23 protein-coding genes and 2 pseudogenes are annotated in these 25,564 nt (G+C 61.6%); 14 read left to right on the top strand and 11 right to left on the bottom strand.

Features of this window, described 5'->3' with window-relative positions:
* The 3 genes and pseudogenes from VL202_RS09680 to VL202_RS09670 form a co-directional block, all read left to right on the top strand.
* A pseudogene (locus VL202_RS09680) lies at positions 1 to 746 on the top strand (hypothetical protein); the annotation flags it as partial.
* A 12-nt stretch (positions 747 to 758) separates the two neighbouring features.
* A complete protein-coding gene (locus VL202_RS09675) occupies positions 759 to 1,271 on the top strand; it encodes a DUF2249 domain-containing protein (RefSeq protein WP_325463911.1) in 513 nt (170 codons plus the stop codon).
* Positions 1,268 to 1,561: a metal-sulfur cluster assembly factor gene (locus VL202_RS09670; protein ID WP_325463910.1), complete on the top strand. Its 294-nt coding sequence runs from the start codon at positions 1,268 to 1,270 to the stop codon at positions 1,559 to 1,561. Before VL202_RS09675 ends, VL202_RS09670 begins: the two co-directional genes overlap by 4 nt.
* A gap of 213 nt (positions 1,562 to 1,774) precedes the next feature.
* On the opposite strand, the gene VL202_RS09665 is transcribed toward VL202_RS09670, so the two are convergent.
* From VL202_RS09665 to VL202_RS09635, 7 genes are all read right to left on the bottom strand, one after another.
* Complete coding sequence (locus VL202_RS09665) at positions 1,775 to 2,482, bottom strand: NapC/NirT family cytochrome c (RefSeq protein ID WP_414692829.1); 708 nt, start codon at positions 2,480 to 2,482, stop codon at positions 1,775 to 1,777.
* Positions 2,479 to 2,973 (bottom strand): nitrate reductase cytochrome c-type subunit, encoded by a 495-nt coding sequence (locus VL202_RS09660; RefSeq protein WP_325463909.1) that lies wholly within the window; start codon positions 2,971 to 2,973, stop codon positions 2,479 to 2,481. The genes VL202_RS09665 and VL202_RS09660 overlap by 4 nt, the downstream gene beginning before the upstream one ends.
* Positions 2,943 to 5,447: a periplasmic nitrate reductase subunit alpha gene (gene napA / locus VL202_RS09655; protein WP_325463908.1), complete on the bottom strand. Its 2,505-nt coding sequence runs from the start codon at positions 5,445 to 5,447 to the stop codon at positions 2,943 to 2,945. Before napA ends, VL202_RS09660 begins: the two co-directional genes overlap by 31 nt.
* Positions 5,422 to 5,700 (bottom strand): chaperone NapD, encoded by a 279-nt coding sequence (locus VL202_RS09650; protein WP_325463907.1) that lies wholly within the window; start codon positions 5,698 to 5,700, stop codon positions 5,422 to 5,424. The genes napA and VL202_RS09650 overlap by 26 nt, the downstream gene beginning before the upstream one ends.
* Positions 5,693 to 6,193, bottom strand: coding sequence for a ferredoxin-type protein NapF (locus VL202_RS09645; protein ID WP_325463906.1), 501 nt, complete (start codon positions 6,191 to 6,193; stop codon positions 5,693 to 5,695). The genes VL202_RS09650 and VL202_RS09645 overlap by 8 nt, the downstream gene beginning before the upstream one ends.
* A 4-nt stretch (positions 6,194 to 6,197) precedes the next feature.
* Positions 6,198 to 6,410: a periplasmic nitrate reductase, NapE protein gene (gene napE / locus VL202_RS09640; protein ID WP_414692828.1), complete on the bottom strand. Its 213-nt coding sequence runs from the start codon at positions 6,408 to 6,410 to the stop codon at positions 6,198 to 6,200.
* Positions 6,411 to 6,531: 121 nt separating this feature from the next.
* Complete coding sequence (locus VL202_RS09635; RefSeq protein ID WP_325463905.1) at positions 6,532 to 7,755, bottom strand: NnrS family protein; 1,224 nt, start codon at positions 7,753 to 7,755, stop codon at positions 6,532 to 6,534.
* Between the two features lie 182 nt (positions 7,756 to 7,937).
* On the opposite strand from VL202_RS09635, the gene nirK reads away from it, so the two are divergent.
* From nirK to VL202_RS09615, 4 genes are all read left to right on the top strand, one after another.
* Positions 7,938 to 9,074, top strand: a complete 1,137-nt coding sequence (gene nirK / locus VL202_RS09630; protein ID WP_325463904.1) for a copper-containing nitrite reductase — start codon at positions 7,938 to 7,940, stop codon at positions 9,072 to 9,074.
* Between the two features lie 76 nt (positions 9,075 to 9,150).
* Positions 9,151 to 10,059: an SUMF1/EgtB/PvdO family nonheme iron enzyme gene (locus VL202_RS09625; protein ID WP_325463903.1), complete on the top strand. Its 909-nt coding sequence runs from the start codon at positions 9,151 to 9,153 to the stop codon at positions 10,057 to 10,059.
* 70 nt (positions 10,060 to 10,129) lie between these two features.
* The gene (locus VL202_RS09620; RefSeq protein WP_325463902.1) at positions 10,130 to 10,825 is read left to right on the top strand and encodes a Crp/Fnr family transcriptional regulator; all 696 of its coding nucleotides are present in this window, start codon (positions 10,130 to 10,132) and stop codon (positions 10,823 to 10,825) included.
* A gap of 104 nt (positions 10,826 to 10,929) precedes the next feature.
* Entirely contained in the window at positions 10,930 to 11,379 is a 450-nt protein-coding gene (locus VL202_RS09615) for a pseudoazurin (RefSeq protein WP_325463901.1), read from the top strand.
* A 240-nt stretch (positions 11,380 to 11,619) separates the two neighbouring features.
* Here the strand turns inward: VL202_RS09615 and VL202_RS09610 are convergent, their stop codons facing one another.
* Positions 11,620 to 12,945, bottom strand: a complete 1,326-nt coding sequence (locus VL202_RS09610; protein WP_325463900.1) for an MFS transporter — start codon at positions 12,943 to 12,945, stop codon at positions 11,620 to 11,622.
* A gap of 302 nt (positions 12,946 to 13,247) precedes the next feature.
* On the opposite strand from VL202_RS09610, the gene cyoA reads away from it, so the two are divergent.
* The 5 genes from cyoA to VL202_RS09585 all read left to right on the top strand — a co-directional run bounded on the left by cyoA (position 13,248) and on the right by VL202_RS09585 (position 18,256).
* A complete protein-coding gene (cyoA, locus tag VL202_RS09605; protein WP_414692827.1) occupies positions 13,248 to 14,360 on the top strand; it encodes a ubiquinol oxidase subunit II in 1,113 nt (370 codons plus the stop codon).
* A gap of 89 nt (positions 14,361 to 14,449) precedes the next feature.
* Positions 14,450 to 16,453 carry a cytochrome o ubiquinol oxidase subunit I gene (gene cyoB, locus VL202_RS09600; RefSeq protein ID WP_325463898.1) on the top strand — a complete coding sequence of 668 codons (2,004 nt, stop codon included), beginning with the start codon at positions 14,450 to 14,452 and terminating at the stop codon, positions 16,451 to 16,453.
* A gap of 4 nt (positions 16,454 to 16,457) precedes the next feature.
* Positions 16,458 to 17,078 carry a cytochrome o ubiquinol oxidase subunit III gene (cyoC, locus tag VL202_RS09595; protein ID WP_325463897.1) on the top strand — a complete coding sequence of 207 codons (621 nt, stop codon included), beginning with the start codon at positions 16,458 to 16,460 and terminating at the stop codon, positions 17,076 to 17,078.
* On the top strand, positions 17,075 to 17,476 hold the full coding sequence (cyoD, locus tag VL202_RS09590) for a cytochrome o ubiquinol oxidase subunit IV (RefSeq protein WP_325463896.1): 402 nt from the start codon (positions 17,075 to 17,077) through the stop codon (positions 17,474 to 17,476). The genes cyoC and cyoD overlap by 4 nt, the downstream gene beginning before the upstream one ends.
* 27 nt (positions 17,477 to 17,503) lie before the next feature.
* Complete coding sequence (locus VL202_RS09585) at positions 17,504 to 18,256, top strand: SURF1 family protein (RefSeq protein WP_325463895.1); 753 nt, start codon at positions 17,504 to 17,506, stop codon at positions 18,254 to 18,256.
* Positions 18,257 to 18,435: 179 nt separating this feature from the next.
* Here VL202_RS09585 and VL202_RS09580 read toward each other — a convergent pair whose 3' ends face one another.
* A complete protein-coding gene (locus VL202_RS09580) occupies positions 18,436 to 22,689 on the bottom strand; it encodes a hypothetical protein (protein ID WP_325463894.1) in 4,254 nt (1,417 codons plus the stop codon).
* A gap of 580 nt (positions 22,690 to 23,269) precedes the next feature.
* On the opposite strand from VL202_RS09580, the gene VL202_RS09575 reads away from it, so the two are divergent.
* Both VL202_RS09575 and VL202_RS25960 read left to right on the top strand, forming a co-directional pair.
* Positions 23,270 to 23,752, top strand: coding sequence for a hypothetical protein (locus VL202_RS09575; protein WP_325463893.1), 483 nt, complete (start codon positions 23,270 to 23,272; stop codon positions 23,750 to 23,752).
* A 15-nt stretch (positions 23,753 to 23,767) separates the two neighbouring features.
* Entirely contained in the window at positions 23,768 to 24,025 is a 258-nt protein-coding gene (locus VL202_RS25960) for an alpha/beta fold hydrolase (RefSeq protein WP_414692825.1), read from the top strand.
* Positions 24,026 to 24,217: 192 nt separating this feature from the next.
* On the opposite strand, the gene VL202_RS09570 is transcribed toward VL202_RS25960, so the two are convergent.
* Both VL202_RS09570 and VL202_RS09565 read right to left on the bottom strand, forming a co-directional pair.
* Positions 24,218 to 25,105: a hypothetical protein gene (locus VL202_RS09570; protein ID WP_325463892.1), complete on the bottom strand. Its 888-nt coding sequence runs from the start codon at positions 25,103 to 25,105 to the stop codon at positions 24,218 to 24,220.
* A 332-nt stretch (positions 25,106 to 25,437) separates the two neighbouring features.
* Positions 25,438 to 25,564, bottom strand: a pseudogene (locus VL202_RS09565) (ABC transporter permease); the annotation flags it as partial.

The following is a 25,564-nucleotide window of genomic DNA, read 5'->3' as shown; positions in this document are numbered from 1 at the left end:
TCACGGCCGTCGGCGTCAGCTACCGGTTGTTCTCGATGTTCATGCTGGCGCCGGAAACCGGTTTTTCGACCCGGCGGCTGATTTCCAGTGTGGTTCTGGCGCTCGCCATCCTCTGGTCCGGTCTGCTCGTTTCCTTCCTCCATCCGAACCTCGCACGTTTGATGGAGACGATTGCGATCCTGCTCTTCGGCATCGCGCTTGCCTTCTACCTCGCCGATATCGCCCGGATGGTCCGGTCGCGCCGCCGTAAGACGCTGGAGCTCAATACGATCGCCGGAGTAGGAGCGCTGATCTATCTCGTCGTCGCCTTTGTCATGCTCGCGGTCGAGCAGATCGCGCCGGACACCGTGCCACTCGGGCAGGCGACCGTCTATGCGCTGGTCATGGGCTGGCTTTCCGGACTGGGGCTGGCGCAGCTCTACAAGATCGTTCCATTCCTGACCTGGCTTGAAGCCTATGGTCCGGTGATGGGGCGGGCGCCGGTGCCGCGCGTGCAGGACCTCGTCAAGGAGGCCCGCGGCCGAATCTGGTTTATTCTCTACCATGTTGGCGTTTCGATCGGAGTTGTCGCGCTGCTTCTCGGCGTCGGCATGCTTTTCCGGCTCGCGGCCCTGGCCGAATGCGCCGCCGTGGCCGGTCTCGTGGTGGAATTCGTTCGCGCGCGCCGATTGGAATATGCGCCTACCGACATCCGGCTGCCTCAAGGTGCGGTGCGTCCGCATCTGCTGTACGCCAATCAGAACTGAAGGAGAAAGCCAATGGATATCGAATACAAGGAACTGGACGTGCGCCCACTGCTGGCCGCAGGCATAGAGCCCCTCGTCGCGATCATGACCGCAGTGGACGGGTTGAGGCCGAAGGAAGGGCTGCGCCTGCTGGCGCCGTTCAAGCCACAGCCGCTGTTTTCCGTCATGGAGCGCAAAGGCTTCCTCTATGAGCTTTCCGAACTCGCCGATGGTGACTATGAAGTGCGCTTCTTCCCTAAGAATGCCGAGATCCGGTCCTCGGGCGATGCCGGGAGCGCGGACAATTGGGCAGACCCGATTGTCGAACTCGACCTGACCGACCTCGACCCGCCGCAGCCGATGGTTAAAATCCTGCATGCGCTGGAGACGATGCCGGTCGGAAGCGTGCTTTTCGCAGTCGTGGGACGCGAGCCGATTTTCCTGTTTCCGGAATTGATCAAGCGCGGCCACCAGTGGGTCGGAAATTTCGATGAGGCGGGAACGGCCTTTCGCATGATGATCAAGCGTGGGGAACCGCAGCAATGATCGCGCCCCAAGCCATCCCCGATCGGATCGCGATTGCCCTGTCCGGTGTCATCGACCCCGAAATCGGCCGGAGTGTGGTCGATATCGGCCTGATCTATTCGGCGGACCTGACGGAAGACGATCATCTGCTGATCCGCATGACCACGACGACGCGCGGCTGCCCGGCGACGGGCTTCCTCGTCGATGCCGTTCGCGAACGGGCGGCGGCGGAAGGCCTGGCGCGGACCGTCGATGTGGAACTGACCTACGACCCGCCGTGGTCGCCGGACATGATGCGGGGTGAGACATGATCGCGTCCTGCCAGCCAACATCGGTTCGTGGCGATTTTGCCGGGGCGATCCTGATGGCAGGCCGGGAGAACACGGCCGTCGGGCCTGATGGCCCGGCGCGGGTTTTCAACGCGGTCAGTGGACCGAAAACATTCGGTCCCTCCGGCTGTCCGAATGCCGCCCACGGATGTCATCTCGGGCAATAACTGCCCGGATGGTCCCGTCGCCGGCGGATCAGTCGTTGGTATAGTCCGACATCGTGCCTTCGAGATAGGCCGTCAGCTTGGCGCTGTCATGCCATCCACTGTCGGCGGTCTTGCCGATGAGTTCGGCCGGAACCTTCCAGCCGGGATCGACACCTTCCATGTTCGGCAGTTCATGCGCGATCCCCTTGTGGCAATCGATGCAGGTTGCCTTGCGGGAGAGAAGATAGCGCGTATGGATTTCCGCCGCGCGCTCCGTCTGCTTCGTCAGGTCCATGGCCGACATCGAGTGGCAATTGCGGCATTCCAGGCTGTCATTGGCCTTCAGGCGCGCCCATTCGTGCTGGGCCAGTTCCAGGCGATGAGCCAGAAATTTCTCGCGCGTGTTGATCGTGCCGAAAATCTTGCCCCAGACCTCTTTGGAGGCCTGCATCTTGCGGGCGATCTTGTCCGTCCACTGGTGTGGAACATGGCAATCCGGACAGCTGGCGCGGACGCCCGAGCGGTTGGAGAAATGTACCGTCCGCGTCAGCTCCTCGTAGACATTGGCCTTCATCTCGTGGCAGCTGGTGCAGAAGGCCTCGGTATTGGTGATTTCCAGCGCGGTGTTGAATGCACCCCAGAACATGACGCCGCCGATGAAGCCGCCCAGTGTCAGAAAGCCGAGGCTGAGCGTCACCGCCGGCGTCGTAAGCAGCGTCCATACCCGCAGAACAAGAATTTTCACGCGCGCGATCATTGTTCAGAACCCGCCGGCTGGAACCCGAGTTCGCTCATGTCCTTGAACATGTTCGGCACCAGCGGCTTCACGTCGGCCTGCGGAACATGGCAGGCGGTGCAGAAATAGCGGCGCGGCGAGACGTCTGCGAGCATCTGGCCTTCGCGGTTCATGTAGTGGGTGACGCTGATCATCGGCGCTCCCGAGCCTTCCGTCAGCTCGCGCTTGTGGCAGGAAAGGCAACGGTTGGTGTTGACCGACAGCTGGTAGCCGTCGATCGAATGCGGGATGATCGGCGGCTGGTCCGGATAGTTCCGCATCTTGCGCAGGTCGTCGATCACCCATTTCGGCAGGGGACGGGTATCCTGGCTCTGCATCGGATCCTGGCTTCCGGTCAGCGGCGGCACGACCTGCGCCAGGGTGACACCGCCGGTAAAGAGACACAGGGCGACGGCCGTAATCGCCCAGACGCGCCTTCTGATCAGGCGACGGGAAGAATCTTGACTGCGCATTTTTTGAAATCCGTCTGCTTGGAGATTGGATCTGTGGCGTCGAGCGTCACCTTGTTGATCAGCTGGCTGGCATCGAACCACGGCACGAAGATCACGCCGTGCGGCATGCGGTTTCGCCCGCGCGTATCGACACGGCTGAGGATTTCCCCGCGTCGCGACTGAATGCGGATTTCGGCACCCTGGTTGATGCCCATCCTCCGGGCATCGTCGCCGTTCATGAAGCAACGGGCGCCGGGGAAGGCCTTGTACAGTTCGGGCACGCGCATCGTCATCGAGCCGGAATGCCAGTGTTCGAGCACGCGGCCGGTGACCAGCCAGAAATTGAATTCCTCGTCGGGGGATTCGGCCGGCGGCTCGTAGGGTACGCCGAGGATGACCGCGCGGCCATCCTTCTGACCGTAGAACTTGAGGCCTTCGCCCGGTTTGACATAGGGATCGTAGCCCTCGCGGTACCGCCACCTTGTTTCCTTGCCGTCGACGACGGGCCAGCGCAGGCCGCGCACCTGATGATAGGTATCATAGGGCGCCAGATCATGGCCGTGCCCTCTGCCGAAACGGGCGTATTCCTCGAACAGGCCCTTCTGCAGGTAGAAGCCGAATGCCTTGGCTTCCCGGTTTTCATATTCGGCCGGGGTTTCCGTAAGGGGAAACTCATCGACCTGGCCGTTCTGGAACAACACGTCGTAAAGGGTCTTGCCCTTGTATTCCGGATTTTTGGCGAGCATTTCCTCCGGCCAAACCTCATCCGTGGTGAACCGTTTGGAAAACTCCACCATCTGCCAGAGGTCGGAGCGCGCTTCGCCCGGCGCCGTTACCAACTGGTGCCAGACATGGGTGCGCCGTTCGGCGTTCCCGTAAGCACCTTCTTTCTCCACCCACATGGCGGCGGGCAGGATGAGGTCGGCACTCATTGTCGTGACGGTCGGATAGGCGTCGGAAACGACGATGAAGTTGTCGGGGTTGCGGTAACCCTGGTAGGTCTCGTTGCTGGTGTTGGGCGCTGCCTGGACGTTATTGTTGACCTGCACCCAATAGAAGTTCAGCTTGCCATCCTTCAGCATCCGGTCCTGCTCGACTGCATGGTACCCGACTTTGTCAGGCAGCAGGCCGGCCGGCAGTTTCCAGATTTCCTCGGCGTGCTTGCGGTGTTCCGGATTGGTGACGACCATGTCGGCGGGCAGGCGATGGGCGAAGGTGCCGACCTCGCGCGCCGTTCCACAGGCCGAAGGCTGGCCGGTGAGCGAGAAGGGACTGTTTCCGGGCTCGGAGATTTTCCCCGTCAGCAGGTGGAGATTATAGACCATCTGGTTGGCCCAGACGCCGCGTACATGCTGGTTGAAGCCCATGGTCCAGAGCGACATGACCTTTGTCTTCGGATCGGCATAGAGCTCGGCGAGCTGCACCAGGAATGCACTGTCGCAGCCTGTAAGTTCCGTTGTCTTTTCGAGCGTGTATTCCGAGACGATCTGCTTGAATGCTTCGAAGTCGATGGCATCCATCTTGGCCGCATCGGCGACACCCTTGGCTTTCAGTTCCAGCGGATTGTCGGGGCGCAGGCCGTAGCCGATATCGGTGGTGCCCTTCATGAATTTCGTATGCTTGTCGACGAAATCCTGGTTCACTCGTCCGGTCTGGATGATGTGGTTGGCAATATAGTTGAGGATCGCCAGATCCGTGCCGGGCTTGAAGATCAGCGGGATGTCGGCGAGGTCCATGCTGCGATGGGTGAAGGTTGACAGCACCGCGACCTTCACATGCTCATGCCCGAGCCGCCGATCGGCCAGGCGCGTCCACAGGATCGGATGCATCTCGGCCATGTTCGAGCCCCAGAGCACGAAGGCGTCGGCATTCTCGAAATCGTCATAGCAGCCCATCGGCTCGTCCATGCCGAAAGTGCGCATGAAGGCGACGGCGGCGGACGCCATGCAGTGGCGCGCATTGGGATCGAGATTGTTGGAACGGAAGCCGGCGCGCATCAGCTTGGTCGCGGCATACCCTTCGAAAATGGTCCACTGGCCGGAACCGAACATGCCGACGGCGGTCGGGCCTTTTTCCTTCAGCACCCGCTTGGCCTGCGCGGCCATCACGTCAAAGGCCTCTTCCCAGGTGATCGGTTCGAATTCACCGTCCTTGGCATAGGCGCCGTCGCGTTTGCGCAACAGCGGCGTCGTCAGGCGATCCTTGCCGTACATGATCTTGGAGAGGAAATAGCCCTTGACGCAGTTGAGGCCGCGATTGACCTCCGCCTCCATGTCGCCATGGGTGGCGACGACATGGTTGTCCTTGACGCCGACCATCACGCCGCAGCCGGTGCCGCAGAAGCGACAGGGCGCCTTGGACCATTTGATTTCCAGCGTATCGACACCGCCGGGCACGGACTGGGCCGCTGCCGGCATGGCGATGCCTGCGGTTGAAGCCGCAATCGCCGCCGCCTGCGCCTTCAGGAGATTACGCCGCGTCAGTTCGCTCGTCATCCCTCATCTCCTTTTTCTGCATAATCTGTTCAAAAACCATATGGGCGGCAAGCACGTCGTCCATCGCGGAAATGCGGATGAGCGTCTCGCCGAGTACGCCTGAATGCGGTCCCTCGATGACGACCACGATCTTGCCGGGTTTGGCGGCGTGAACCTCGACCCCCTCCAGCATGACGAGCCGGGACGCGACCTTGTCCGTCAGTTCCGGCCGCGTGACGACGACCGCGCTCGAAATGTGATGATCGTCAGACATGGGCTACCTCCCGGGACACGGGTCGCATGGAGATGGAGGCCGTGGGACAGAGCCCGATGCAGGCGCCGCAGCCGGTGCAGGCATCCGCGTCAAGGCTTGGCAGGAACGGACCGCCACGCCGGGGTCGGAAGCGGATGGCATCGGCCGGACAGCCGTCCCTGCAGGCCTGGCAGTCCACATAGTTCACCGCGAGGCAGCTATCCTCGATGACGGCATGATGGGGGAAACGGGTAGCGGTTGCAGGCGGGAAAACCCGCTCGGGACATCGCTCCGCGCACGTGCCGCAGAAGGTGCATTCGCCACGATCGAAATCGATGGTCGGGAGACCCGACCGCATGACGATAATCTTGCTCGGACAGGCTTCGGAACACTTGCCGCAGCCGGAACAGTCGAGGACCGACTGCTCGGTGACACCCGGCGGATAAACGACGGCGGTCTCGACCATCGGTCGACCGGTCAGAAATGCGCGCCTGGTGGAAATGGATGCCGGCATCGGATCACTCCGCCGATCCGGGGGGGGCCGGATGGATATCGTGCGGACCGGGCGGGCCGTAGACGATCTGGTACATCCAGACGAGAAAACCATAACCACCGACCGCGCCAACGGCGACAATCGGCCATATGCCAAAGGCCAAGACGGCAAATGTCAGAAGTTCCTTGCGACGCTTGGCACGGAATCCTGGAACGTCATCCGATCGAGTCGCCTCCAAAACAATACCTCCCAAGGTTGCGCAACATGTCGAGTCAGTATTTTACTTTAGGCCAAATTCGGCATTTGTCTATCCGGTAAATATCGCGGCAGCGCGTCAAAAGTGAAACAAAATTGCACGCTTACCGGCCAGGCACCTGCCGGCGCTTGCGTATCAGCATGGGTGCATATTCCGACAAAAACAACAGGAACGCCGCCAGCCAGCTCAGCCCCGCGATCGCGTGGAGCGAATCGGTGTGATCCGGAAACACGGAGGTGAGGGGACGCGCCACCGCGCAGATCATTATCGCGGCATAGGAGAGATTGGTCGACACGGACGAGGTCAGGATGCGGCCGGTATGGCCACGGGTCGCGCGTATCATCACGGCCAGCATCATCGAGGTGACGGTTCCGATCGTCAGCACATGCATGGCGGCCGGTCCATCCATTTTGCCAACGGCGGCGGCGGCGATCGCCAGGAAGCCGAGCGGTACGAACAGATAGGCGATGTGCAGGATGACGATGAGCGGCTCGGCAAACGTTCTCCATCCCCGCCAGCGATAGAGCCGGATGGCTTGCAGCAGGGCAACGGTGATCGCGGCAAGGGCGACGACCGGTCCTTCCGGATGAAGTGACCAGAAGAGCAGGACGGCGACGGATGCGAGGATCGTGACCGTATCATACCGGCCATAGGGGACGGGAAAGCCGATCGCTCCCTGCTTTGCCAGCCAGTTGCGCGTGAAGCTCGGCAGGATGCGGCCACCGACGACGATCACCATGCCGATATAGGCGGATATGGCGAGCCTCGGGCTGATGTCGGGTGCGCCGTTCACGATGGTTTCGATATGAAAGCAGATATTGGCGAGCGACAGCACGGCGAGCCCGGCAATCACCTTCAGGTCAGCCCATTTCTTGCCCGCGACGACTTCCCGCACACAGATGATCAGGAGCGTTGGCAGGAAGACGGCGTCGATCGCGGCGGCAACGGCACTGCCCGCCAGATCCGGTACGAGCATGCTGATGCGTCCCGCGACCCAGAGCAGGAACAGGAAGAACAGAGGCTTGCCGGAAACCGGCAGCCTTCCGGTCCAGTTGGGCACGGCGGTCAGCAGGAACCCGGCGAGGACGGCGCTGGCAAAGCCAAACAGCATTTCATGCGCGTGCCAGGCGTGGGCGCCATAGTCTCCGGCAAGATCGATTCGTCCCGTCAGCGCCAGGATCCAGAGCGTCATCGCGCAACAGGCCCAGATCGCAGCCCCGAGAAAGAACGGTCGGAAGCCATAGGAAAACAGGATCGGCCCGGTCGTCAATAGGCCGCGCGGGACCGCGGCTCTCCGTGGCGGGGCAAGTTGCTCGGCATCATTCATGTCTTGTCTCCAGTCTGTAAACGGACAATGGGACAGGAAATGTGCGCTCTCTTTGCGCAAGCACAAAAAGCGCGTCAATTTTGGATTTCTAATGTTGTTCCAGCACAAAGAGAGTTGTCGGGACCCGGGCTAACGTCTCATCGAAAGGACGAAACAAGTTCGTTCCCAACAGGAGAAGTCCCATGAGCAGCCAATTCATGATTACAAGGCGTACTATTCTTGCCGGGGCCGCGTTTGCAGGAGCGGCGGCACCGATCGTGGCTGCTACGACCGCGAGGGCGACTTCCGAGGTCGGCACCGTCAAGCCGGCACCGACCGACCTTGCCGGTATCGAGCGCGTCAAGCTCGATCCGGTGAAGCCGCCCTTCATCCACCCGCATACGCAGAAGGCCGTTGGCGGACCGAAGATCTATGAAGTCACGCTGACCATCGAGGAAAAGAAGATCGTCATCGACGAGGCCGGTACGGAAGTTCACGCGATGACCTTCAACGGCTCGGTGCCCGGTCCGATGATCGTCGTTCACCAGGACGATTATGTCGAGGTCACCCTCGTCAATCCCGAGACCAACGAGCTTCAGCACAATATCGACTTCCATTCGGCGACCGGCGCGCTTGGCGGCGGCGGGCTGACCCTGGTCAATCCCGGAGAGACGGCGGTCATGCGCTTCAAGGCCACCAAGGCCGGCGTGTTCGTCTACCACTGCGCACCTCCCGGAATGGTGCCCTGGCACGTCACTTCGGGCATGAACGGCGCGATCATGGTGCTGCCGCGTGACGGCCTCAAAGATCATCAGGGCAACGATCTCGTCTACGATCGCGCCTACTGTGTCGGCGAGCAGGACTTCTACGTGCCGCGCGACGCGGACGGAAACTACAAGAAGTACGACAGCTCCGGCGAGGCCTATGCCGACGTGTTGGAGGTGATGAAGACCCTGACCCCGAGCCATATCGTCTTCAACGGTGCGGTCGGAGCTCTGACTGGCGACAATGCACTCCAGGCGAAGGTGGGCGAAAAGGTCCTGATCCTGCATTCGCAGGCAAACCGGGATACCCGCCCGCACCTGATCGGCGGCCACGGTGACTATGTCTGGGCGACTGGCAAGTTCGCCAACCCGCCGGAACTCGACCAGGAAACCTGGTTCATTCCGGGAGGTGCCGCCGGTGCGGCCTTCTACACCTTCCAACAGCCGGGCATCTACGCCTATGTCAACCACAACCTGATCGAAGCTTTCGAGAAGGGCGCGGCCGGCCACTTCAAGGTCGAGGGCGAATGGAACAACGACCTGATGACCGCGATCAGCACCCCCAACAGCCACTAGGCTCCGACAGAGCCCGCGTCGCTCGGCGACGCGGGCATCCTCCTCAAGAACCTGCCGTATGAAGCGGGATATCCCCATGGCAAAGCGTACGAAAACGCAAACCGTCTCATTTCTCTCGATCGCCCTGCCGATCAGCCTTCTCATTGGATCTTCTGCCGGTCTTGCCGGCCAGCTCGGCTACTTCGAGCAGGCCGCCACAATGACGAAGGCGGCCGATCTCGCCGAGATCCTGCAGGTTCCCGCCGGCAGTTTCACCTATCGCAGTGATGGCGAGTTCTATCACAACGGCTTTGCCGTCGATGGCCCGATGATCGAAAAGCGCATCCCGATTGGCCTGTCGCTGATGAAGTATCAGGTCAGCGAGGGCGAATATGCCCGCTGTGTCGATGACGGCCGGTGCGCGGCAATCGCGCCGGCCCATATGCGCGGCGCGGAGTTCCCCGCAACCGGCGTGAGCCACGATGACGCGACGGCCTATGCGCACTGGTTCAGCGACAAGACCGGGGAGACCTGGCTTGTCCCGACCTATGAACAGATTGCCTTTGCGGCCGGCAGCAAATTCGCCGACGACGCGCTCGGTGTCGATTCCGACAGCCGCAACCCGGCGCTTCGCTGGCTGGCCGATTATGAGCGGGAAAGCCGGCGGAAGGCCGACAGCGAACCGGAACCGAAGGAAAGGGGGCATTTCGGCGAAAACGAATACGGCCTCGCCGACTTTGCCAGCAATGTCTGGGAATGGACATCGACCTGCCACCGCCGGGTCGATCTGGCTGGCGCGGCTTCAGCGAAAACGAACGCGGCCTGCGGCATCTACGTGACCGTCGGCCGGCACAATTCGCCGATGAGTGCCTTCGTGCGTGACCCGAAGACCGGCGGATGCTCGGTCGGCGCCCCGCCGTCCAATCTGGGTTTCCGGCTGATCCGTGACGACCGCTGGTATGCAAGCCTGTTGAAGCGATTGCGCGACCGCGGCATTATTTCCTAGTGCTTGTTTGGGAAACTGCAGTTAGTAAAGTACCGACCGCCGATCGATATTTGCCGAGCTGGAGTTTCCGTTGAAGATAGACAAGAGCGTCGTCAAATCCTTTCCGATGTTTGACAGAATGCCGGACTCCGACGTGGAGGCGCTGCTGTCGCAGGCCGTGTCCAAGCGGATCGGGCACGGGGAAGCCTTCTTCGAGCAGGGCGCCGCGGCGACGCATTTCTTCCTTCTTCTCAATGGCCGCCTCAAGGTGACGCAGGTGACGGCAGACGGACAGCAGATCATCGTCCGGGTCGTTCATCCGGGTGATCTCTTCGGTTTTGCCAAGGCCCTGCGCCGCAGCGACTATCCCGGCACGGCGTTTGCAGTCATCGAGAGCCTTGCGCTTTGCTGGGCGACCGAGCTTTGGCCCCAGTTTATCGATCGCAGCCCGCATCTTGCCGTCAGTGCCCTGAACACGATCGGCCAGCGGCTGGAAGAAGCCCATACCCGCATACGTGAAATCTCCACCGAGGAAGTCGAGCGCCGTGTGGCCCACACCGTTCTGCGGCTGACGCAGCAGGCGGGCAGGGCCGAGGATAACGGCATCCGCATCGACTTTCCGATCACCCGCCAGGACATCGCCGAGATGACCGGCACGACGCTGCACACCGTTTCCCGTATCCTCAGCGCCTGGGAAAGCAAGGGCCTCGTCGAGGGGGGCCGGCAGAAGCTGCTGGTGCGTGACATTGCCGGCCTGCAGGCGCTCGCCGACAGCAGTGATCGTTGACCGCAAATCTCCTGATTGTTTGAGCGAAAGCAAAGAATGAAAGCGCAGCCTTGGCTATGGTTCTTTCAGTAGAGCCAATCGGGCTTTGCGCAAGGAGCAAGACGATGAAAAGCAAGATGACCGCCGTAGTGGCCGCCGCGATCCTGACCGCAGCAGCCTTCGGCGCAGCAGCCAACGCCGCCGATTTCGAAATCCACATGCTGAACAAGGGCAAGGCAGGCGTGATGGTCTTCGAGCCCGCCGCCATCAAGGTCGCAAAGGGCGATACCGTGACCTTCGTGCCGACCGACAAGAGCCACAATGCCGAGACCGTCAAGGATCTGATCCCGGCCGGCGCCGAGGCCTTCAAGGGCAAGATGAACGAAACGGTCAAGGTGACTTTTGCGACGTCCGGCGCCTATGTCGTCAAGTGCGCGCCGCATTTCGGCATGGGCATGGCCGCCGTCGTGATCGTTGATGACAATCCGGCCAACCTGGCTGACGTCAAGGCAGCGAAGTTGCCCAAGAAGGCACGCGAACGCGTTGACGCGGAATTGCAGGCGCTCGGCCTGTAACGCTCGGCAAGAAGCAAAACAGGGATTTGCGCGGTTCACTTTCGGGTGGCCGCGCTTTTTTTGGCCAACGCCTTTAGGACGGCCCGTGGGAATCCCGCGGAAGAGGAAGAGATTGGTCGCCCTGGCGGCGGATTTCCGCGAGATCGGGCCGAGCTACCGAAACGAATCCGAGGCAAATAAAAACGCCGCCCGTGGAGACGAGCGGCGTTGCCATATGTTCGTGAGACCGGAGGCTTTGGTTTAGTTGACGTCAAGCGTCCGGGTCAGGGTCAGCGCAGCAATGGTGCAGATGGCACCCGAAATCAGGTAGCCGCCGATGAAGATGATGCCGAAGCTGCTGGCAAGGCCAAGCGCGACCAGCGGCGCAAAGCCGGCGCCGAGCAGCCAGGCAAGATCGGAGGTGAGGGCCGCGCCGGTATAACGATAATATTGGGTGAAGCGCGACGACACCGCGCCGGAGGACTGGCCAAAGGTGAGGCCGAGAATGGCAAAGCCGATCAGGATATAGGCATCCTGGCCCCTGCGGCCGGAATCCAGCAGGAACGGCGCGGAAAAGCTGAAGATCGCGATGAGGATGGCGCCGAGCATCAACTCGTTGCGCCGGCCGATGCGGTCGGCGATGAAGCCCGACAGTACGATGCCGACCGCGCCCACCGCCGCGCCCGCGACCTGCACCCAGAGGAACTGCGCCGCCGACTGGCCACCGAACAGCGTGATCCAGCTCAAGGGGAAGATGGTGACGAGATGGAACATCGCGAAGCTCGCGAGCGGCACGAAGGCGCCGAGCACCACGTCCATGCTGTGTTTGCTGAGCATCTCGAAGATCGGCCGGGCCTGCAATTCCTGTGCTTCCATCGCGGCGCCGAATTCCTTGCTGGCGACGATGCGCAGGCGGGCGAACAGCGCCACGACATTGATTGCGAAGGCGACGAAGAACGGATAGCGCCAGCCCCAGGCGAGGAAATCGGCCTCGGACAGGCTGGTGACCATGTAGCCGAAGAGGATGCTCGCCAACGCAAAGCCGATGGGCGCGCCGAGTTGCGGGATCATGGCATACCAGCCGCGGCGATTTTCAGGGGCGCTGAGGTTCAGGAGGGAGGCAAGGCCATCCCAGGCGCCACCGAGCGCGAATCCCTGTCCGAGCCGGAACAGCGCCAGGAGCGCCACGGCCCAATAACCGATGGTCTCATAGCCGGGCAGGAACGCGATCGACGCCGTCGAGCCTCCGAGAATGAACAGGGCGACCGTCAGTTTCGTGCCGCGACCGTAATTTCGGTCGATCCACATGAAGACGAAGGAACCGATCGGGCGGGCGATGAAGGCCAGTGGAAACAGCGCGAAGGCCATCAGCGTGGCAGCAACCGCGCTCGGCGCGAACGGGAAGATCAGCTTCGGAAAGACGAGGATCGAGCCGAGGCCGTAGACGAAGAAGTCGAAGAATTCCGATGTCCGACCGATCACCACGCCGATGGCGATATTGCCGGGCGACAGGGGTTTGCCGTCATCGTGAATGCGACGGGCGTCCTGTTCGAGACCGGTGGATGTGGGATTGACGGCCGAACTCATGAATTTCTCCGAGCGATGTGCGCCATGTCCTTCGAGTGTTGACTAATTGACTTCAGATATCAAGAATTAGATCAGCACTCGAATTTCGGGGCAGATGTCGATAACCTGTCGGCATGCTTCAACGGTAGTGCAGCAAAACCGACACGTCTATTGCGCTATTACAGAACTGCGGCAACGTGAAATGAAAAGCTTCTATTGCGCTGCGACAGAATGCTGCGGTGCGACGAACCACCTCATTCCCAAGTGCGACCGTGCCTGATTATTGGCAACGAAACATAACGCAAGTTGAGCCGGAAATGCCGATGCAAATCGCCCAACGATCGATCATCCTGACGCTGATGCTCCTGGCCCTGACGGGGTGCAATATGGTCGTCATGTCGCCGTCCGGCGACATCGCGACACAGCAGCGGGATCTCATCGTCATCTCGACGATCCTGATGCTGATCATCATCGTGCCCGTCATCTGCCTGACGCTCTGGTTCGCCTGGCACTATCGCCAGTCGAACACATCGGCCAAGTACGACCCGGAATGGCATCACTCCACCGGGCTCGAAGTCGTCATCTGGTCGGCGCCGCTCGCCATCATCATCGCGCTCGGCGCCATCACCTGGGTCAGCACCCACAAGCTCGATCCCTACCGGCCGCTCGACCGGATCGATGCGGCACGTCCCGTGACCGCGGAGGTCAAGCCGCTGAATGTCGAGGTCGTGGCGCTCGACTGGAAATGGCTGTTCTTCTATCCCGATTATGGGATTGCGACGGTCAACGAAATGGCGGCACCTCTCGATGTTCCGATCAATTTCAAGCTCACCGCCTCCTCGGTGATGAACTCCTTCTATGTCCCGGCCCTTGCCGGCATGATCTACACCATGCCCGGCATGCAGACCAAACTGCATGCCGTGATCAACAAGGCCGGCGAATATGAAGGTCTGTCGTCGAACTACAGTGGTGACGGCTTCTCTCATATGCGCTTCAAATTCCACGGGTTGGACCAGGCGGGTTTCGATGACTGGATCGCCCGGGTGAAGCAGAACGGCACCATGCTCAACCGCGACGCCTACCTGAAGCTTGAGAAGCCGAGCATCAGGGAGCCCGTCCGCTATTTCGCATCCTTCGAAAACGGGCTTTTCGATGCCGTGCTCAATATGTGCGTCCGTCCCGGCCAGATGTGCATGAAGGACATGATGCATATCGACCTGATGGGCGGCGCGGGCCTTGAGAGCCATGAGAACAAGGCGAAGCTCGAACATGACAACCGGCACGCGGAAGGGACCGGAGGACACGGAGAAGAGGCGGCGCCGGGCGCCACGTTCCCGGAGACCGGCAATCCCGCACCCGGCGAAGATCCGGCTGAGGGCATCAAGGGCGGGCAGGACATGCCGGCCGAAATGAACCACGATATGCACACGAAATAAATGCGACGCCCGCGCCCGCCGGACACGGCGTGCGCGCAACACCGCCATGAGCCCGTCGGGCCCGCATTCGAAACGATATTGGATACCCCATGTTCGGCGATATCAGCCTCACGAAATTCCTCTTCGGTCGGCTTTCCCTGGAAGCGATCCCCTATCACGAGCCGATCCTCGTCGTGACCTTCGCGGCCGTGGCGCTCGGTGGCATCGCCGTTCTCGGCCTGATCACGAAATTCAAGCTCTGGGGCTATCTCTGGACCGAGTGGTTCACATCCGTCGATCACAAGAAGATCGGCATCATGTACATCATCCTGGCGATCATCATGCTGTTGCGCGGCTTTGCCGATGCGATCATGATGCGTATCCAGCAGGCGATTGCCTTCAACGGCAACGAGGGCTACCTCAATCCGCATCATTACGACCAGATCTTTACCGCCCATGGCGTGATCATGATCTTCTTCGTGGCGATGCCCTTCGTCACCGGATTCATGAACTATATCGTGCCGCTGCAGATCGGCGCGCGCGACGTCTCCTTCCCGTTCCTCAACAATTTCTCCTTCTGGATGACGACGGCCGGCGCCATCATCATCATGATGTCGCTCTTCGTCGGCGAGTTCGCGCGCACCGGCTGGCTGGCCTACCCCCCGCTGTCGGGATCGGACTACAGTCCGGGCGTCGGCGTTGACTATTACATCTGGGGACTGCAGGTGGCGGGCGTCGGGACGACGCTGTCGGGCATCAACCTGATCGCGACCATCGTCAAGATGCGCGCGCCGGGCATGACCTTCATGAAGATGCCGGTCTTCACCTGGACATCGCTCTGCACCAACATCCTGATCGTCGCGACCTTCCCGATCCTGACGGCAACTCTGGCGCTCCTGTCGCTCGACCGCTACGTCGATACGAACTTCTTCACCAATGATCTTGGCGGCAACCCGATGATGTATATCAACCTCATCTGGATCTGGGGCCATCCGGAAGTCTACATCCTTGTGCTGCCGGCCTTCGGCATCTTCTCGGAAGTGGTCGCCACGTTCTCGGGCAAGCGCCTGTTCGGCTATGCCTCGATGGTCTACGCCACCTGCGTCATCATGATCCTGTCTTACCTCGTCTGGCTGCATCACTTCTTCACGATGGGCTCCGGCGCTTCGGTCAATGCCTTCTTCGGCATCACCACGATGATCATCTCGATCCCGACCGGGGCGAAGATGTTCAACTGGCTCTTCACCATGTATCGCGGCCGTATTCGCTATGAGCTGCCGATGCTGTGGACCATCGGTTTCATGGTGACCTTCGTCATCGGCGGCATGACCGGCGTGATGCTGGCCATCCCGCCCGCCGACTTCGTGCTGCACAATTCGCTGTTCCTCATCGCCCACTTCCATAACGTCATCATCGGCGGTGTGCTGTTCGGGTTGATGGCGGGTCTCGTCTACTGGTGGCCCAAGGCCTTCGGCTACAAGCTCGATGTGTTCTGGGGCACACTGAGCTTCTGGTTCTGGCAGATCGGCTTCTTCGTCGCCTTCATGCCGCTCTATGTCCTTGGCCTGATGGGGGTCACGCGCCGCGTCAGCCAGTTCGAGGACCCGTCGCTGCAGATCTGGTTCATCATCGCCGCCTTCGGTGCGGTGCTGATCGCCTGCGGCATCGGTTCCTTCATCATCCAGCTCGTCGTCAGCTTCCTGAAGCGCGACCAGTTGCGTTGCGACAGCGGCGATCCGTGGGATGGCCGTACCCTGGAATGGTCAACTTCTGCGCCGCCGCCGGAGTACAACTTCGCCTTCACGCCGGTCGTCCACGATCACGACAGCTGGTACGACATGAAGAGCCGTGGTTACGAGCGTCCGCTCACCGGCTTTCGCCCGATCCATATGCCGAAGAGCACCGGCACCGGCGTCATCCTCGCAGGCATCAGCATCGTGCTCGCCTTCGCGATGATCTGGTACATCTGGTGGTTGGCGGCCGTGTCCTTCATTGCCATTATCGCCGTCTCGATCGCCCACACTTTCAACTATGATCGCGATTTCTTCATCCCCGCCGAAACCGTTTCGGCGACGGAAGACGCGCGCTCCAAGCTGCTTGCAGAACGGACCTGAGCCCATGAGCGCGACCCACGTCCAGGAAACCGAAAAGCCGCAGTTCTACCTGACGGAAGATCATCATCCGGAAAACAGCACCATGCTGGGTTTCTGGCTCTACCTGATGAGCGACTGCCTGATCTTCGCCGTGCTGTTTGCAACGCATGGCGTGCTCGGGCGCAACTATGCGGCAGGCCCGTCGCCAGCCGATCTGTTCGATCTCAACATCGTCGCCGTCAATACGGCCATGCTGTTGTTCTCGTCGATCACCTATGGCTTCGCCATGCTCCAGATGGAGCGCAATGCCAAGATGGAAACGCTGTTCTGGCTCGGCGTCACCGGGGTGTTCGGCGCGATCTTCCTCGGATTGGAGCTTTACGAGTTCCATCACCTGATCCAGGAAGGGGCAGGGCCGACGCGGTCCGCCTTCCTGTCCTCGTTCTTCACGCTGGTCGGCACTCACGGCCTGCACGTGACCTTCGGCATGATCTGGCTGATCACGCTGATGGTTCAGGTCGGCAAGCGTGACCTGATCCCGGAAAACCGCCGCCGGCTGATGTGCCTGTCGATGTTCTGGCACTTCCTCGACGTGATCTGGATCGGTGTCTTTTCCTTCGTCTATCTGCTGGGAGTTCTCGTATGAGCGCGTCACCGCATCCATCGTCCCACGGACACGGCGCGGACGCGCATCATGGCCATGGTCACGAGGCCAGCCATGGAACCCTGAAGAGCTACATGATCGGCTTCATCCTGTCGGTGATCCTGACGGCGATCCCGTTCGGACTGGTGATGGGCGGCGTGCTCGACAGCAAGCTGCTGACCGCCGTCATCGTCATGGGCATCGGCGCGGTGCAGATCGTCGTTCACATGGTGTATTTCCTGCACATGAACCCGCGCTCGGAAGGCGGCTGGACGATGATGGCGCTGATCTTCACGCTGGTGATCGTCGGCATCGCGCTCGCCGGCTCTTTGTGGGTCATGCATCACCTGAACGCCAACATGATGCCGATGACCCACGAGATGATGAAGAACATGCCGTAACGGCTTGAGAAAAGAGCCGGCACGATCATGACGAAGGATCGATCTGCAGAGGAGACGAGGACCAGCGTTTCGTCTTCCCGTTCCCGTCTGGTGTTTGCCGGGCTGATGATGTTCCTCGTTGTCGTTTTCATCAGCCTCGGAACATGGCAGGTCCAGCGGCTGTTCTGGAAACTCGATCTGTTGGAGCGCGTGGAAACGCGCGTCCATGCCCAGGCTGTGCCGGCGCCGTCCCGTTCCGAGTGGGCAGGGGTCGGTGCCGCGAATGATGAATACCGGCATGTCACCGTCAAGGGGTTCTTCGAACACGACAAATCGGTTCTGGTGCAGGCGGTGACGGAACGTGGCGCGGGCTTCTGGGTGCTGACGCCAATGCGTCTCGATGACGCGACGACGATCCTGATCAATCGCGGTTTCGTGCCGGCAGATCGGAGCGCGCGGGATGCACGCCTCGGCAGCGAGCTGGCCGCAGGGCCGGTATCGGCGACAGGTCTTCTCAGGATCAGTGAACCGGCCGGCGGTTTTCTCCGCTCAAACGATCCCGCAAATGACCGCTGGTTTTCCCGCGACGTCGCAGCGATTGCCGCGTCGAAGGGGCTCACGGACGTCGCGCCCTATTTCGTCGATGCGGATGCGACGCCCAATCCGGGTGGTCTCCCGATCGGCGGCCTGACGGTCATTGCCTTCCGCAACAGCCATCTCGTCTATGCGCTGACCTGGTATTCCCTGGCGATCATGAGCGCCGTGGCCGTCTGGTTCATTCTCCGCCGGCGGGCTGGTTAGCGCGCAAAATGCGCCCGGGGCGCTCTTGCAAACGCCGCGGCAGAATAGTCTCAACCCATCGTTCCGTTATTCTCCAGTGCCGCGCGTCAAATATGACGCGCAAAGGCTGCTGTAATACGTTAAATATGCCGCATAATTTATCCTTAAACCGATCCCGGTTCAAGGAATTATGCCGTAGCTTATGAGCCCTTGTGCCCATCATAGGCTGCGACGACGGCGGCCATCTGTTCCGGCGACAGGGCCTGCATCTGCGAGGACGTCAGTCCTCCCAACTGGGCGAGGCTGAAGTTCCTCGCCTGTGCCGGCGTCAGGCCGGGCAGGGCGGTCAGGCTGATCGCGCCGATATCCGCGCCGGAGAAGGTGGCCAGCGCCGACGTGCTGATCGCGGTGATCTGCGATGCGCTTAATTTTGCGATCTGCGCTGGTGTCAACGCTTCGGCCTGCGCCGCCGTCAGGCCGGAAACGGTGGTGGCCGCCAGTCCACCGATGGCACCGGGAGCGATGGCTGCGACTTGCGCAGGGGTCAGGCCAGCGATCTTGTCGGGGCTCAGCGCCGCGATCTGCAGGGCGCTGAAATTGCCGATCTGGGTCGGGGTCACGGCGGCAAGCTGCGCTGCGGTCAGGCCGTTGACCTGATAGTAGCTCAGATTGCCGATCTGGGCGGCGGTGAGGCCGGCGATCTGCTCCGGATGAAGCGCCGAGACGAAGGATTCCGGCAGGCCGGCGATTGCCGAGGCATTGATCGCAGCGATATCCGTCGCGGAGAACGTCGAGATCACCGTATCGCCGAGGGCGCCGATCTGCGTGCCGGTCAGGGCGCCGATCTGTGCGCTGGTCAGGCTGTCGACCTGTCCGGCCGTGAACCCGGCAAGCTGGGCTTCCGTCAGGCCCGGGATTGCCGCGACGCTGATCGCCTCGATCTGGGTCGAGGACAACACGGCGACGCTGGCCGGCGAAAGCGCGGCGATCTGGGTGGCGCTCAGTGCCTTGATCTGCGTGGCCGTCAACCCGCTCACCTGGCTCGTGCCGAGGCTGCCGATCTGCTCCGCAGTCAATCCGGCCATCTGGGCTGCCGACAGGGCGCCGAGTTGATCGGCGCTCAGGTTGGCGATCTGCGGTGCGCTCAGGCCCGAAAGAGCGCTGGCGCTGATGGCGGCAATGTCGGCTGGTGAGAAGGTCGCGAGCGCCGCTGCGCCCAGATTGCTCATCTGGGTCGCGGTCAGCGCACCGATCTGTGTCGTCGAAAGGCTATCGACCTGGGAGACCGAGAGCGCGCTGACCTGAGCCTCTGTCAGTCCGGCGATGGCCTTGGTGCTGAGTGCCGCGATCTGCTCCGGCGAAAAGGCCGTGATCTTGTCCGTCGAGAGCCCGGCGATCTGCGTTGCACCGAAGGCCCCGAGCTGGGCGGTGGTGAGCCCGTTGATCTGCGCGGCCGTCAGGTTTCCCGCCTGGCTGCCGGTGAGCGCGCCGATCTGGCTCGTCGTCAGCGCGCCGATCTGGTCGAGGCTGAGGCCGGCAATGCCGTCACTCGTCAGGCCCGGAATCGCGGAGATGCTGATCGCGGCGATCTGCGCGGTCGTGAAGCTCGATAGCATGCTGACTGGCAGGGCTGCGACCTGCGTCGAGGTCAGCGCGGCGATCTGGGTGGTGGACAGGCTGGCGATCTGGACGGTGCTGAGGGCTGCGACCTGCGCAGGCGTCATGCCGGCGACGGCCTTTGATGACAACGCCGAGATCTGGTCGGTGGAAAAGGCTGCGAGGCGATCGGTCGGCAGCGCGGCGACCTGGGCGGCGGTCAGGGCGGTGACCTGCGCGGTCGTCAGGCCATCGATCTGCGATGCCGTCAGCGCGGCGATCTGTTCCGGCTTCAGCGCGGCGATCTGGGCAGGCGTCAGCGCGCCCATCTGCTGCGGGTTGAGGGAGGCCAGTGCCGCATTCGTCAGGCCGGTGATCGCCGCGGTGCTGATCGCTGCGATCTCTTCTTCGGTGAAGGTGGCAAGGCCCTGCGGGGTGAGCGAGGCCAGTTGCGTGGCGGTCAGGCCGCCGATCTGGGCCGATGTCAGCGCCTCGGTCTGGGCATCCGTCAGGCCGCCGACCTGGGTCGGGGTAAGGCCGCCGACGGTTTTTGTCGCAAGGGCGGCGATCTGGTCGGTCGACAGGGCGGCAACGCTGTCCGCCGTCAGGGCCGCGACCTGTGTCGGGGTCAGGGCGCGAATCTGCGATGTGCTCAGCGCTCCGACCTGCCCGGGCTGAAGACTGGCGATCTGGCTGGGCTTCAGCGCCGCGATCTGGCTCGATGTCAGGGCGGCGATCTGTTCAGGCCCGAAGGCGGCCAACTGCTCGTTGGACAGGCCGGGGATGGCGGCGGCCTTGATGGCGGCGATATCAGCGGCCGAGAATGTGGCGAGATCATCGACGGAAAGGGCGGTCACCTGCGTAACGCTGAGTCCACCCACCTGCGAGGACGTGAACGCTTCCGCCTGCGTGGTGCTGAGTGCCGCGAGCTGCGCCGTCGTCAGGCCACCGACGGCGGCCGTGCTGAGTGCCGCGATCTGATCGCTGGAAAACGCCCTGATCGCCTCGACGCTGAGGGCCGAGATATGACCGGCGTTGAGGCCCTTGATCTGGGCCGTCGACATCGCTTCGATATGGGCCGGAGTGAGTGCACCAACCTGGGGATTTCTCATGGCGCCGATCTGGCCGGCAGTCAGCGCCGCAGCCTGCTCGAGATCGAGGCCGGCCACGTTTTCAGCCGACAGGCCGGAGACAGCCCTTGTGCTGATCGCCTGGATTTTCGCAGGCGTGAATGTTTCGAGCGCTGCCGGCGTCAGGGCCGCGATCTGGGCCGTGCTGAGGCCGGCGACCTGCGAGGTCGTCAGCGCCTCGGCTTGCGCAGGCGACAATGCGGCGATCTGGGCAGTCGTCATTCCGGCGACGGACTTGGCATTCAGCGCACCGATGTGCTCGGGAGACAGAACGGCGAGCTTTTCCGTTCCCAGTGCCGCGACCTGCGTCGCGCTCAGGACGCGAATCTGCGTCGTCGACCAGGAATCGACCTGTTGCGGGGACATTGCCGTGATCTGGATGGCCTGGAAGGCGCTGATCTGGGTGGGCGTCAGGCCGGCGAACTGCTCGAGGCTGAGTGCTGCGATCTGGGTTGCGGCAAAGCCCGGGATCGCGGCGGGCTTGAGGGACGCGATGTCGTCGGGCGAGAAGGCGGCCAGCGCTTCGGGGCTGAGCGCCGCCACCTGCTTGGCGCTGAGGCTGCCGATCTGCGTCGGTGACAAAGCATCGATCTGCGTGGCGGTCAGGACCGCCACCTGGGCCGCTGATAGGCCGGGGATCGCCCTGGTGTTGAGAGCGGCGATCTGCGTGGTGGAAAGCGAGGCGATCGTGTCGGTGCTGAAGGCAGCGACCTGCAAGGATGTCAGCGCGCGCATCTGCGTATCGGTCAGCGCGCCGACCTGCGCCGTGGAAAGGGCTGCGATATGAGCGGGTTTCAGCGCCGTGACCTGGGCCGGAGTGAGCGCCGCGATCTGGTCTGTCGAGAGTGCGCCGATCTGATCAACCGATAGCCCCGACATCGCGGATGGCGTCATGGCCGCTATTTCATCGACGGTGAAGCTTGCCAATGCATCCGGCGTCAGGGCCGTGAACTGCCTCGCGCTCATTTGCCTGACCTGGCTCGCAGTCAGCGCCTCGACCTGTGTACCTGAAAGCGCCGCCAACTGATCGTAACGCAAGCCGGTTATTGCCCTGCCGCTGACGGCGCCGATCTGGTCGGCGGAGAACGCTGCGATGCTTGCCGGCGGCAGGCCGGAGAGCTGCGTCGCGCTCAATGCACCGATCTGCTGCGTCGTCAACGCCCCGATCTGCGAGATGGAAAAGGCGCCGATCTGCGTATCCCGCATGGCGGCGACCTGTCCGGGGGTAAGTGCTGCGACCTGGCTGTTGCTCAGCGCGGCGATCTGCTCGGCCGTCAGCCCGCGGATCGCCTTCGTGTTGATGGCGGCAATATCGGCGGTCGAGAAGGACGCGAGATCTTCCGCGCTCAGGGCCGCAATCTGGGCCGAGCTCATGCCGGCGATTTGCGATGGATTGAAGGCTTCGGCCTGCGCGGTGCTGAGGCCTGCAATCTGCGTCGTCGTCAGCGCCGCAACCTGCGCCGCGCCGAGGCTGGAGATGGCGTCTGTGGAAATTGCCGCAAGCTGGTCCAGCGTCAGGCCGACCATCGCCTTGGGCGCGATCGAGGAAAGCTGCAAATTGTTGAGGCCGCTGATGCTGCTTTCCTTCAGCGCCGCGACTTGAATCGACGACAGCGCGGCGAGCTGCGAGCTCGACAAGGCGGCAATGTCATCGGCATTCCATGCGGCGACCACCGACGGCGCAAGGGCCTTGATTTGAAGAGGCGTAAACGAAGGAATTGTTGTCATATCGCAGACTTTCAGGTCTTTATAATTCTACTGGTGTCGTCGACCGCTGGATTTGAGCCACGCCTTCGACACGCACAGTGACGCCATTCCCATGCTAGGTACGAACGCTTGTGTCAGGCTGGCCAATTCTCGCAACCGTTGCGATCTCGAGCATAAGAACTCGAAGTTTTGAAACGCCCGGTTATTCACCGTCGCGTCGCAGAACAGCTTGCCGATCTCGGTTTGATGGACAATCCAGCGGCTCGTATCAAGGGCTTGGGCGTTGACGTGGACATAAACGGCCCTTGAAAAAAGTTCCAAAGAGTGCGGTTTCGGCATTGAAGCTGGGTGAGTGAGTGATCGAGAAGCCTCATAATGTAGAGGCTTTCGACGCCCCGAGTTCAAAAGGGGTGTTGCACACTTGTTTTCTATGCGTTTGTCGCTTTTCGTACTGAATGGAATCGCAACATCTCATATCATTGTTGCAGGTGACAAAGAGTGCCCTTGTTGCTTAACGCCCGCGTATAAAACGTCATTGACCCAGAAGTCCTGAACGGCGACCATCAGCACAAAGACAACTCGACGCGGGATCGGCAGATCAATGGAGAATACCCGAGAGAAAGTCGCCGCCGTTGTAGCCAAGCTGCGAAGTTCAGGGATTATCTGCGATCTCTTTGGCGGTTGGGCGGAGGAAGTTTTGGGGCTCCGCGAGCCCTCCGCTCACGGTGATATCGACATGCTCTATCGCAACGAGACCTTTAAAGAACTGGATTCCAAGCTTCCAGACATTCCTGAGTTCGAAGAGGTTCCGCTGAAGCGCTTCCGGCACAAACGAGCTTTTCGCTTTTATGGCACGCTGTGCGAGATAACCTTGGTTCAAGAGCGAGACGGGCCTTTTACGCTCTTCTGGGGCGACGTTCCCTTCCGGTGGGATACTCCGCTGCTGCATGGGTTTTTAGTGGAGGTTGGTAGGGAACCGATCTCAGTCGTATCTGCCAACAACCTCAAGCAATACCGCGATCTCCATAAAGACAGGCAGCCGCATCGCTGGCGTGACCCGCAAGCGTTGGAACCGTCCGCATGAGTCCGGAACTCCTGCATGCTTCATGCGCTACCCCTTGATGGTTCGATGTGGGCTTCTCAACTTGATCTCCTCCCAGGGGCAACGTATGCGCCGACTCTTTATGGGGTCGGTGGCCGCGTCGAGGATTGGGCTGCCGAAGCCCTAAAGCTTCCTGCGGGCAATAAAGTCATTGTTGTCGGTTGTTCGGTTGGTGGCTCATGTGCCTTGGAGGTTGCAGCACTCGCGCCGGATCGTATCGCAGGCTGGAAACCGCTCTCCAGTTCCATAAGATAGATTACGCGATTGCCTTTTGTAGCCGGGTGGGTTCAAGGATGAAGCGCGACTTGCAATAGATAACAACGGTTTATCCCTGCAAGGAGCGAAACATGAAGCGCACCTACTCCCAGATCGATCTGGACGAACGTCGCATCATCGCACGCGTGCAGCGTCTCCTTCGCCTCTCCGCTCCCACCTGCCTCAGGAGATTCAAGGTTCACTCATCTGTTCCGCGGTGCGCAGCTGGAGTTTTTCCACCGCATCCGATGTCGCGACGAAATTCAGCGCCCTAGCATCCCAATTGTAGAGCGTCCCGGCGCTGATCGCGAGGGCCGGCGCCAGACTTTCGTCGTCGCAGACCTCGTCGGTCGGCGTCGTGCTCTCCCGGATCGTCGCCAGAATGCCGGAATAGCCCGTCCCGCCTGGCCGCTCCTCGAATGTCAGGGCCTGTCGGGTCGCCGCGCCGCAGGTTCGTGCGCCATAGGTGGAAAAGGTATCGACCAGTTTCAGCTTGCTGTCCTGCAGAAGGATCAGGGTCGTCGTCTCGAAACTTTCACTGGAATTGAAATGGCTGCTGCGCGTGACCAGCGCCTGGCTCTTCTTGCCGATATTCACGAGCGCCGGTTCGCCAAAGGAGGTGTCGCGATCCATGCCCACATCGACGGCGTCGAGCAGTTTTACAACCTTGCCATCGTCGAACACGGCGAGCAGCGTCGGCTGCTCCACCGTCGCCTGCACGCTTCCGATGCCGGTCAGGATAGCAATGTGCGACCGGCCGTCCACCATGAAGGTCAGAACTTCCAGCATGCCGATATCGAGGGAGCCCAGCGGCTCTCCGCCGTAACCTTCAGCGATATGGCGCGGGGGTACCGCGAAGCGACCGCTTGCGCTCGTCCCGTCGGCGCTGAGATCGGGCACGACCTGTTTCAGAAGATCGAAATAGGTCGTGCCGGGATGGCCGGGCACCTCCGCCGTGATGTCCTGCAACCGAGAACCGGCCGCCTGGGCAAGGCCGCCCGTCGCGCCGGACAGCACCATGCCAAGGCCAAGAACGATGTGTTTCGACCATCGGCTCCGTTGCCGCGTCCAGTTCATCACGTTCCCCTCCCGAGCGCCTGCCCGTCCGGGCGGCGATGGGTGTCATCGTAAGTCCGATGGAGACGCGCAAGAAGGGGAAAATATTCGCCGTCTTGCTTCATCGATGAGCGGGACTGGTGGTCTTTCCCGGCCAGGTCCGATAGGACGCTTCAGGGCATGTATTGCCCCTGAAATCGGCGGGAGGCTCGCCTCCGTCCGCTCCGGCAAACACTCGACCCGTATGTCGCCGCAGGACAGCGTGGCGATCATGGCAACGCTGGATACCGCAAGCAGATCGCTTCACCTACCCGACGGAGCGCGCGGCCGCCTGATGCCGCATCGGCCGATAGACGTTATTCGCTCTGCCGGAAATTGCGGATGCGGTCGAAGAGGACCGCGAGGATGATCGCGCCACCGATGAAGGCGCCCTGCCAGAAGGCGTTGATGCCGAGCAGACCGAGGCTGTTGCGGATGACCTCG

The sequence above is a fragment of the Pararhizobium sp. genome, from assembly GCF_035497515.1.
GTDB lineage: Bacteria > Pseudomonadota > Alphaproteobacteria > Rhizobiales > Rhizobiaceae > Pararhizobium.
This window is presented reverse-complemented; position numbering and strand designations above follow the sequence as displayed.

What these genes read in the sequence shown, in the direction of transcription:
- VL202_RS09650 (WP_325463907.1), bottom strand. Translation starts at nt 5,700, where the DNA reads ATGTCTGACGATCATCACATTTCGAGCGCGGTCGTCGTCACGCGGCCG.
- VL202_RS09665 (WP_414692829.1), bottom strand. Translation starts at nt 2,482, where the DNA reads ATGATCGCGCGCGTGAAAATTCTTGTTCTGCGGGTATGGACGCTGCTT.
- VL202_RS09625 (WP_325463903.1), top strand. Translation starts at nt 9,151, where the DNA reads ATGGCAAAGCGTACGAAAACGCAAACCGTCTCATTTCTCTCGATCGCC.
- VL202_RS09670 (WP_325463910.1), top strand. Translation starts at nt 1,268, where the DNA reads ATGATCGCGCCCCAAGCCATCCCCGATCGGATCGCGATTGCCCTGTCC.
- cyoC (WP_325463897.1), top strand. Translation starts at nt 16,458, where the DNA reads ATGAGCGCGACCCACGTCCAGGAAACCGAAAAGCCGCAGTTCTACCTG.
- VL202_RS09645 (WP_325463906.1), bottom strand. Translation starts at nt 6,193, where the DNA reads ATGCCGGCATCCATTTCCACCAGGCGCGCATTTCTGACCGGTCGACCG.
- cyoD (WP_325463896.1), top strand. Translation starts at nt 17,075, where the DNA reads ATGAGCGCGTCACCGCATCCATCGTCCCACGGACACGGCGCGGACGCG.
- napA (WP_325463908.1), bottom strand. Translation starts at nt 5,447, where the DNA reads ATGACGAGCGAACTGACGCGGCGTAATCTCCTGAAGGCGCAGGCGGCG.
- cyoB (WP_325463898.1), top strand. Translation starts at nt 14,450, where the DNA reads ATGTTCGGCGATATCAGCCTCACGAAATTCCTCTTCGGTCGGCTTTCC.
- VL202_RS09580 (WP_325463894.1), bottom strand. Translation starts at nt 22,689, where the DNA reads ATGACAACAATTCCTTCGTTTACGCCTCTTCAAATCAAGGCCCTTGCG.
- VL202_RS09635 (WP_325463905.1), bottom strand. Translation starts at nt 7,755, where the DNA reads ATGAATGATGCCGAGCAACTTGCCCCGCCACGGAGAGCCGCGGTCCCG.
- nirK (WP_325463904.1), top strand. Translation starts at nt 7,938, where the DNA reads ATGAGCAGCCAATTCATGATTACAAGGCGTACTATTCTTGCCGGGGCC.
- VL202_RS25960 (WP_414692825.1), top strand. Translation starts at nt 23,768, where the DNA reads ATGCTTCATGCGCTACCCCTTGATGGTTCGATGTGGGCTTCTCAACTT.
- VL202_RS09610 (WP_325463900.1), bottom strand. Translation starts at nt 12,945, where the DNA reads ATGAGTTCGGCCGTCAATCCCACATCCACCGGTCTCGAACAGGACGCC.
- VL202_RS09585 (WP_325463895.1), top strand. Translation starts at nt 17,504, where the DNA reads ATGACGAAGGATCGATCTGCAGAGGAGACGAGGACCAGCGTTTCGTCT.
- VL202_RS09660 (WP_325463909.1), bottom strand. Translation starts at nt 2,973, where the DNA reads ATGCGCAGTCAAGATTCTTCCCGTCGCCTGATCAGAAGGCGCGTCTGG.
- VL202_RS09615 (WP_325463901.1), top strand. Translation starts at nt 10,930, where the DNA reads ATGAAAAGCAAGATGACCGCCGTAGTGGCCGCCGCGATCCTGACCGCA.
- VL202_RS09575 (WP_325463893.1), top strand. Translation starts at nt 23,270, where the DNA reads ATGGAGAATACCCGAGAGAAAGTCGCCGCCGTTGTAGCCAAGCTGCGA.
- VL202_RS09675 (WP_325463911.1), top strand. Translation starts at nt 759, where the DNA reads ATGGATATCGAATACAAGGAACTGGACGTGCGCCCACTGCTGGCCGCA.
- cyoA (WP_414692827.1), top strand. Translation starts at nt 13,248, where the DNA reads ATGCAAATCGCCCAACGATCGATCATCCTGACGCTGATGCTCCTGGCC.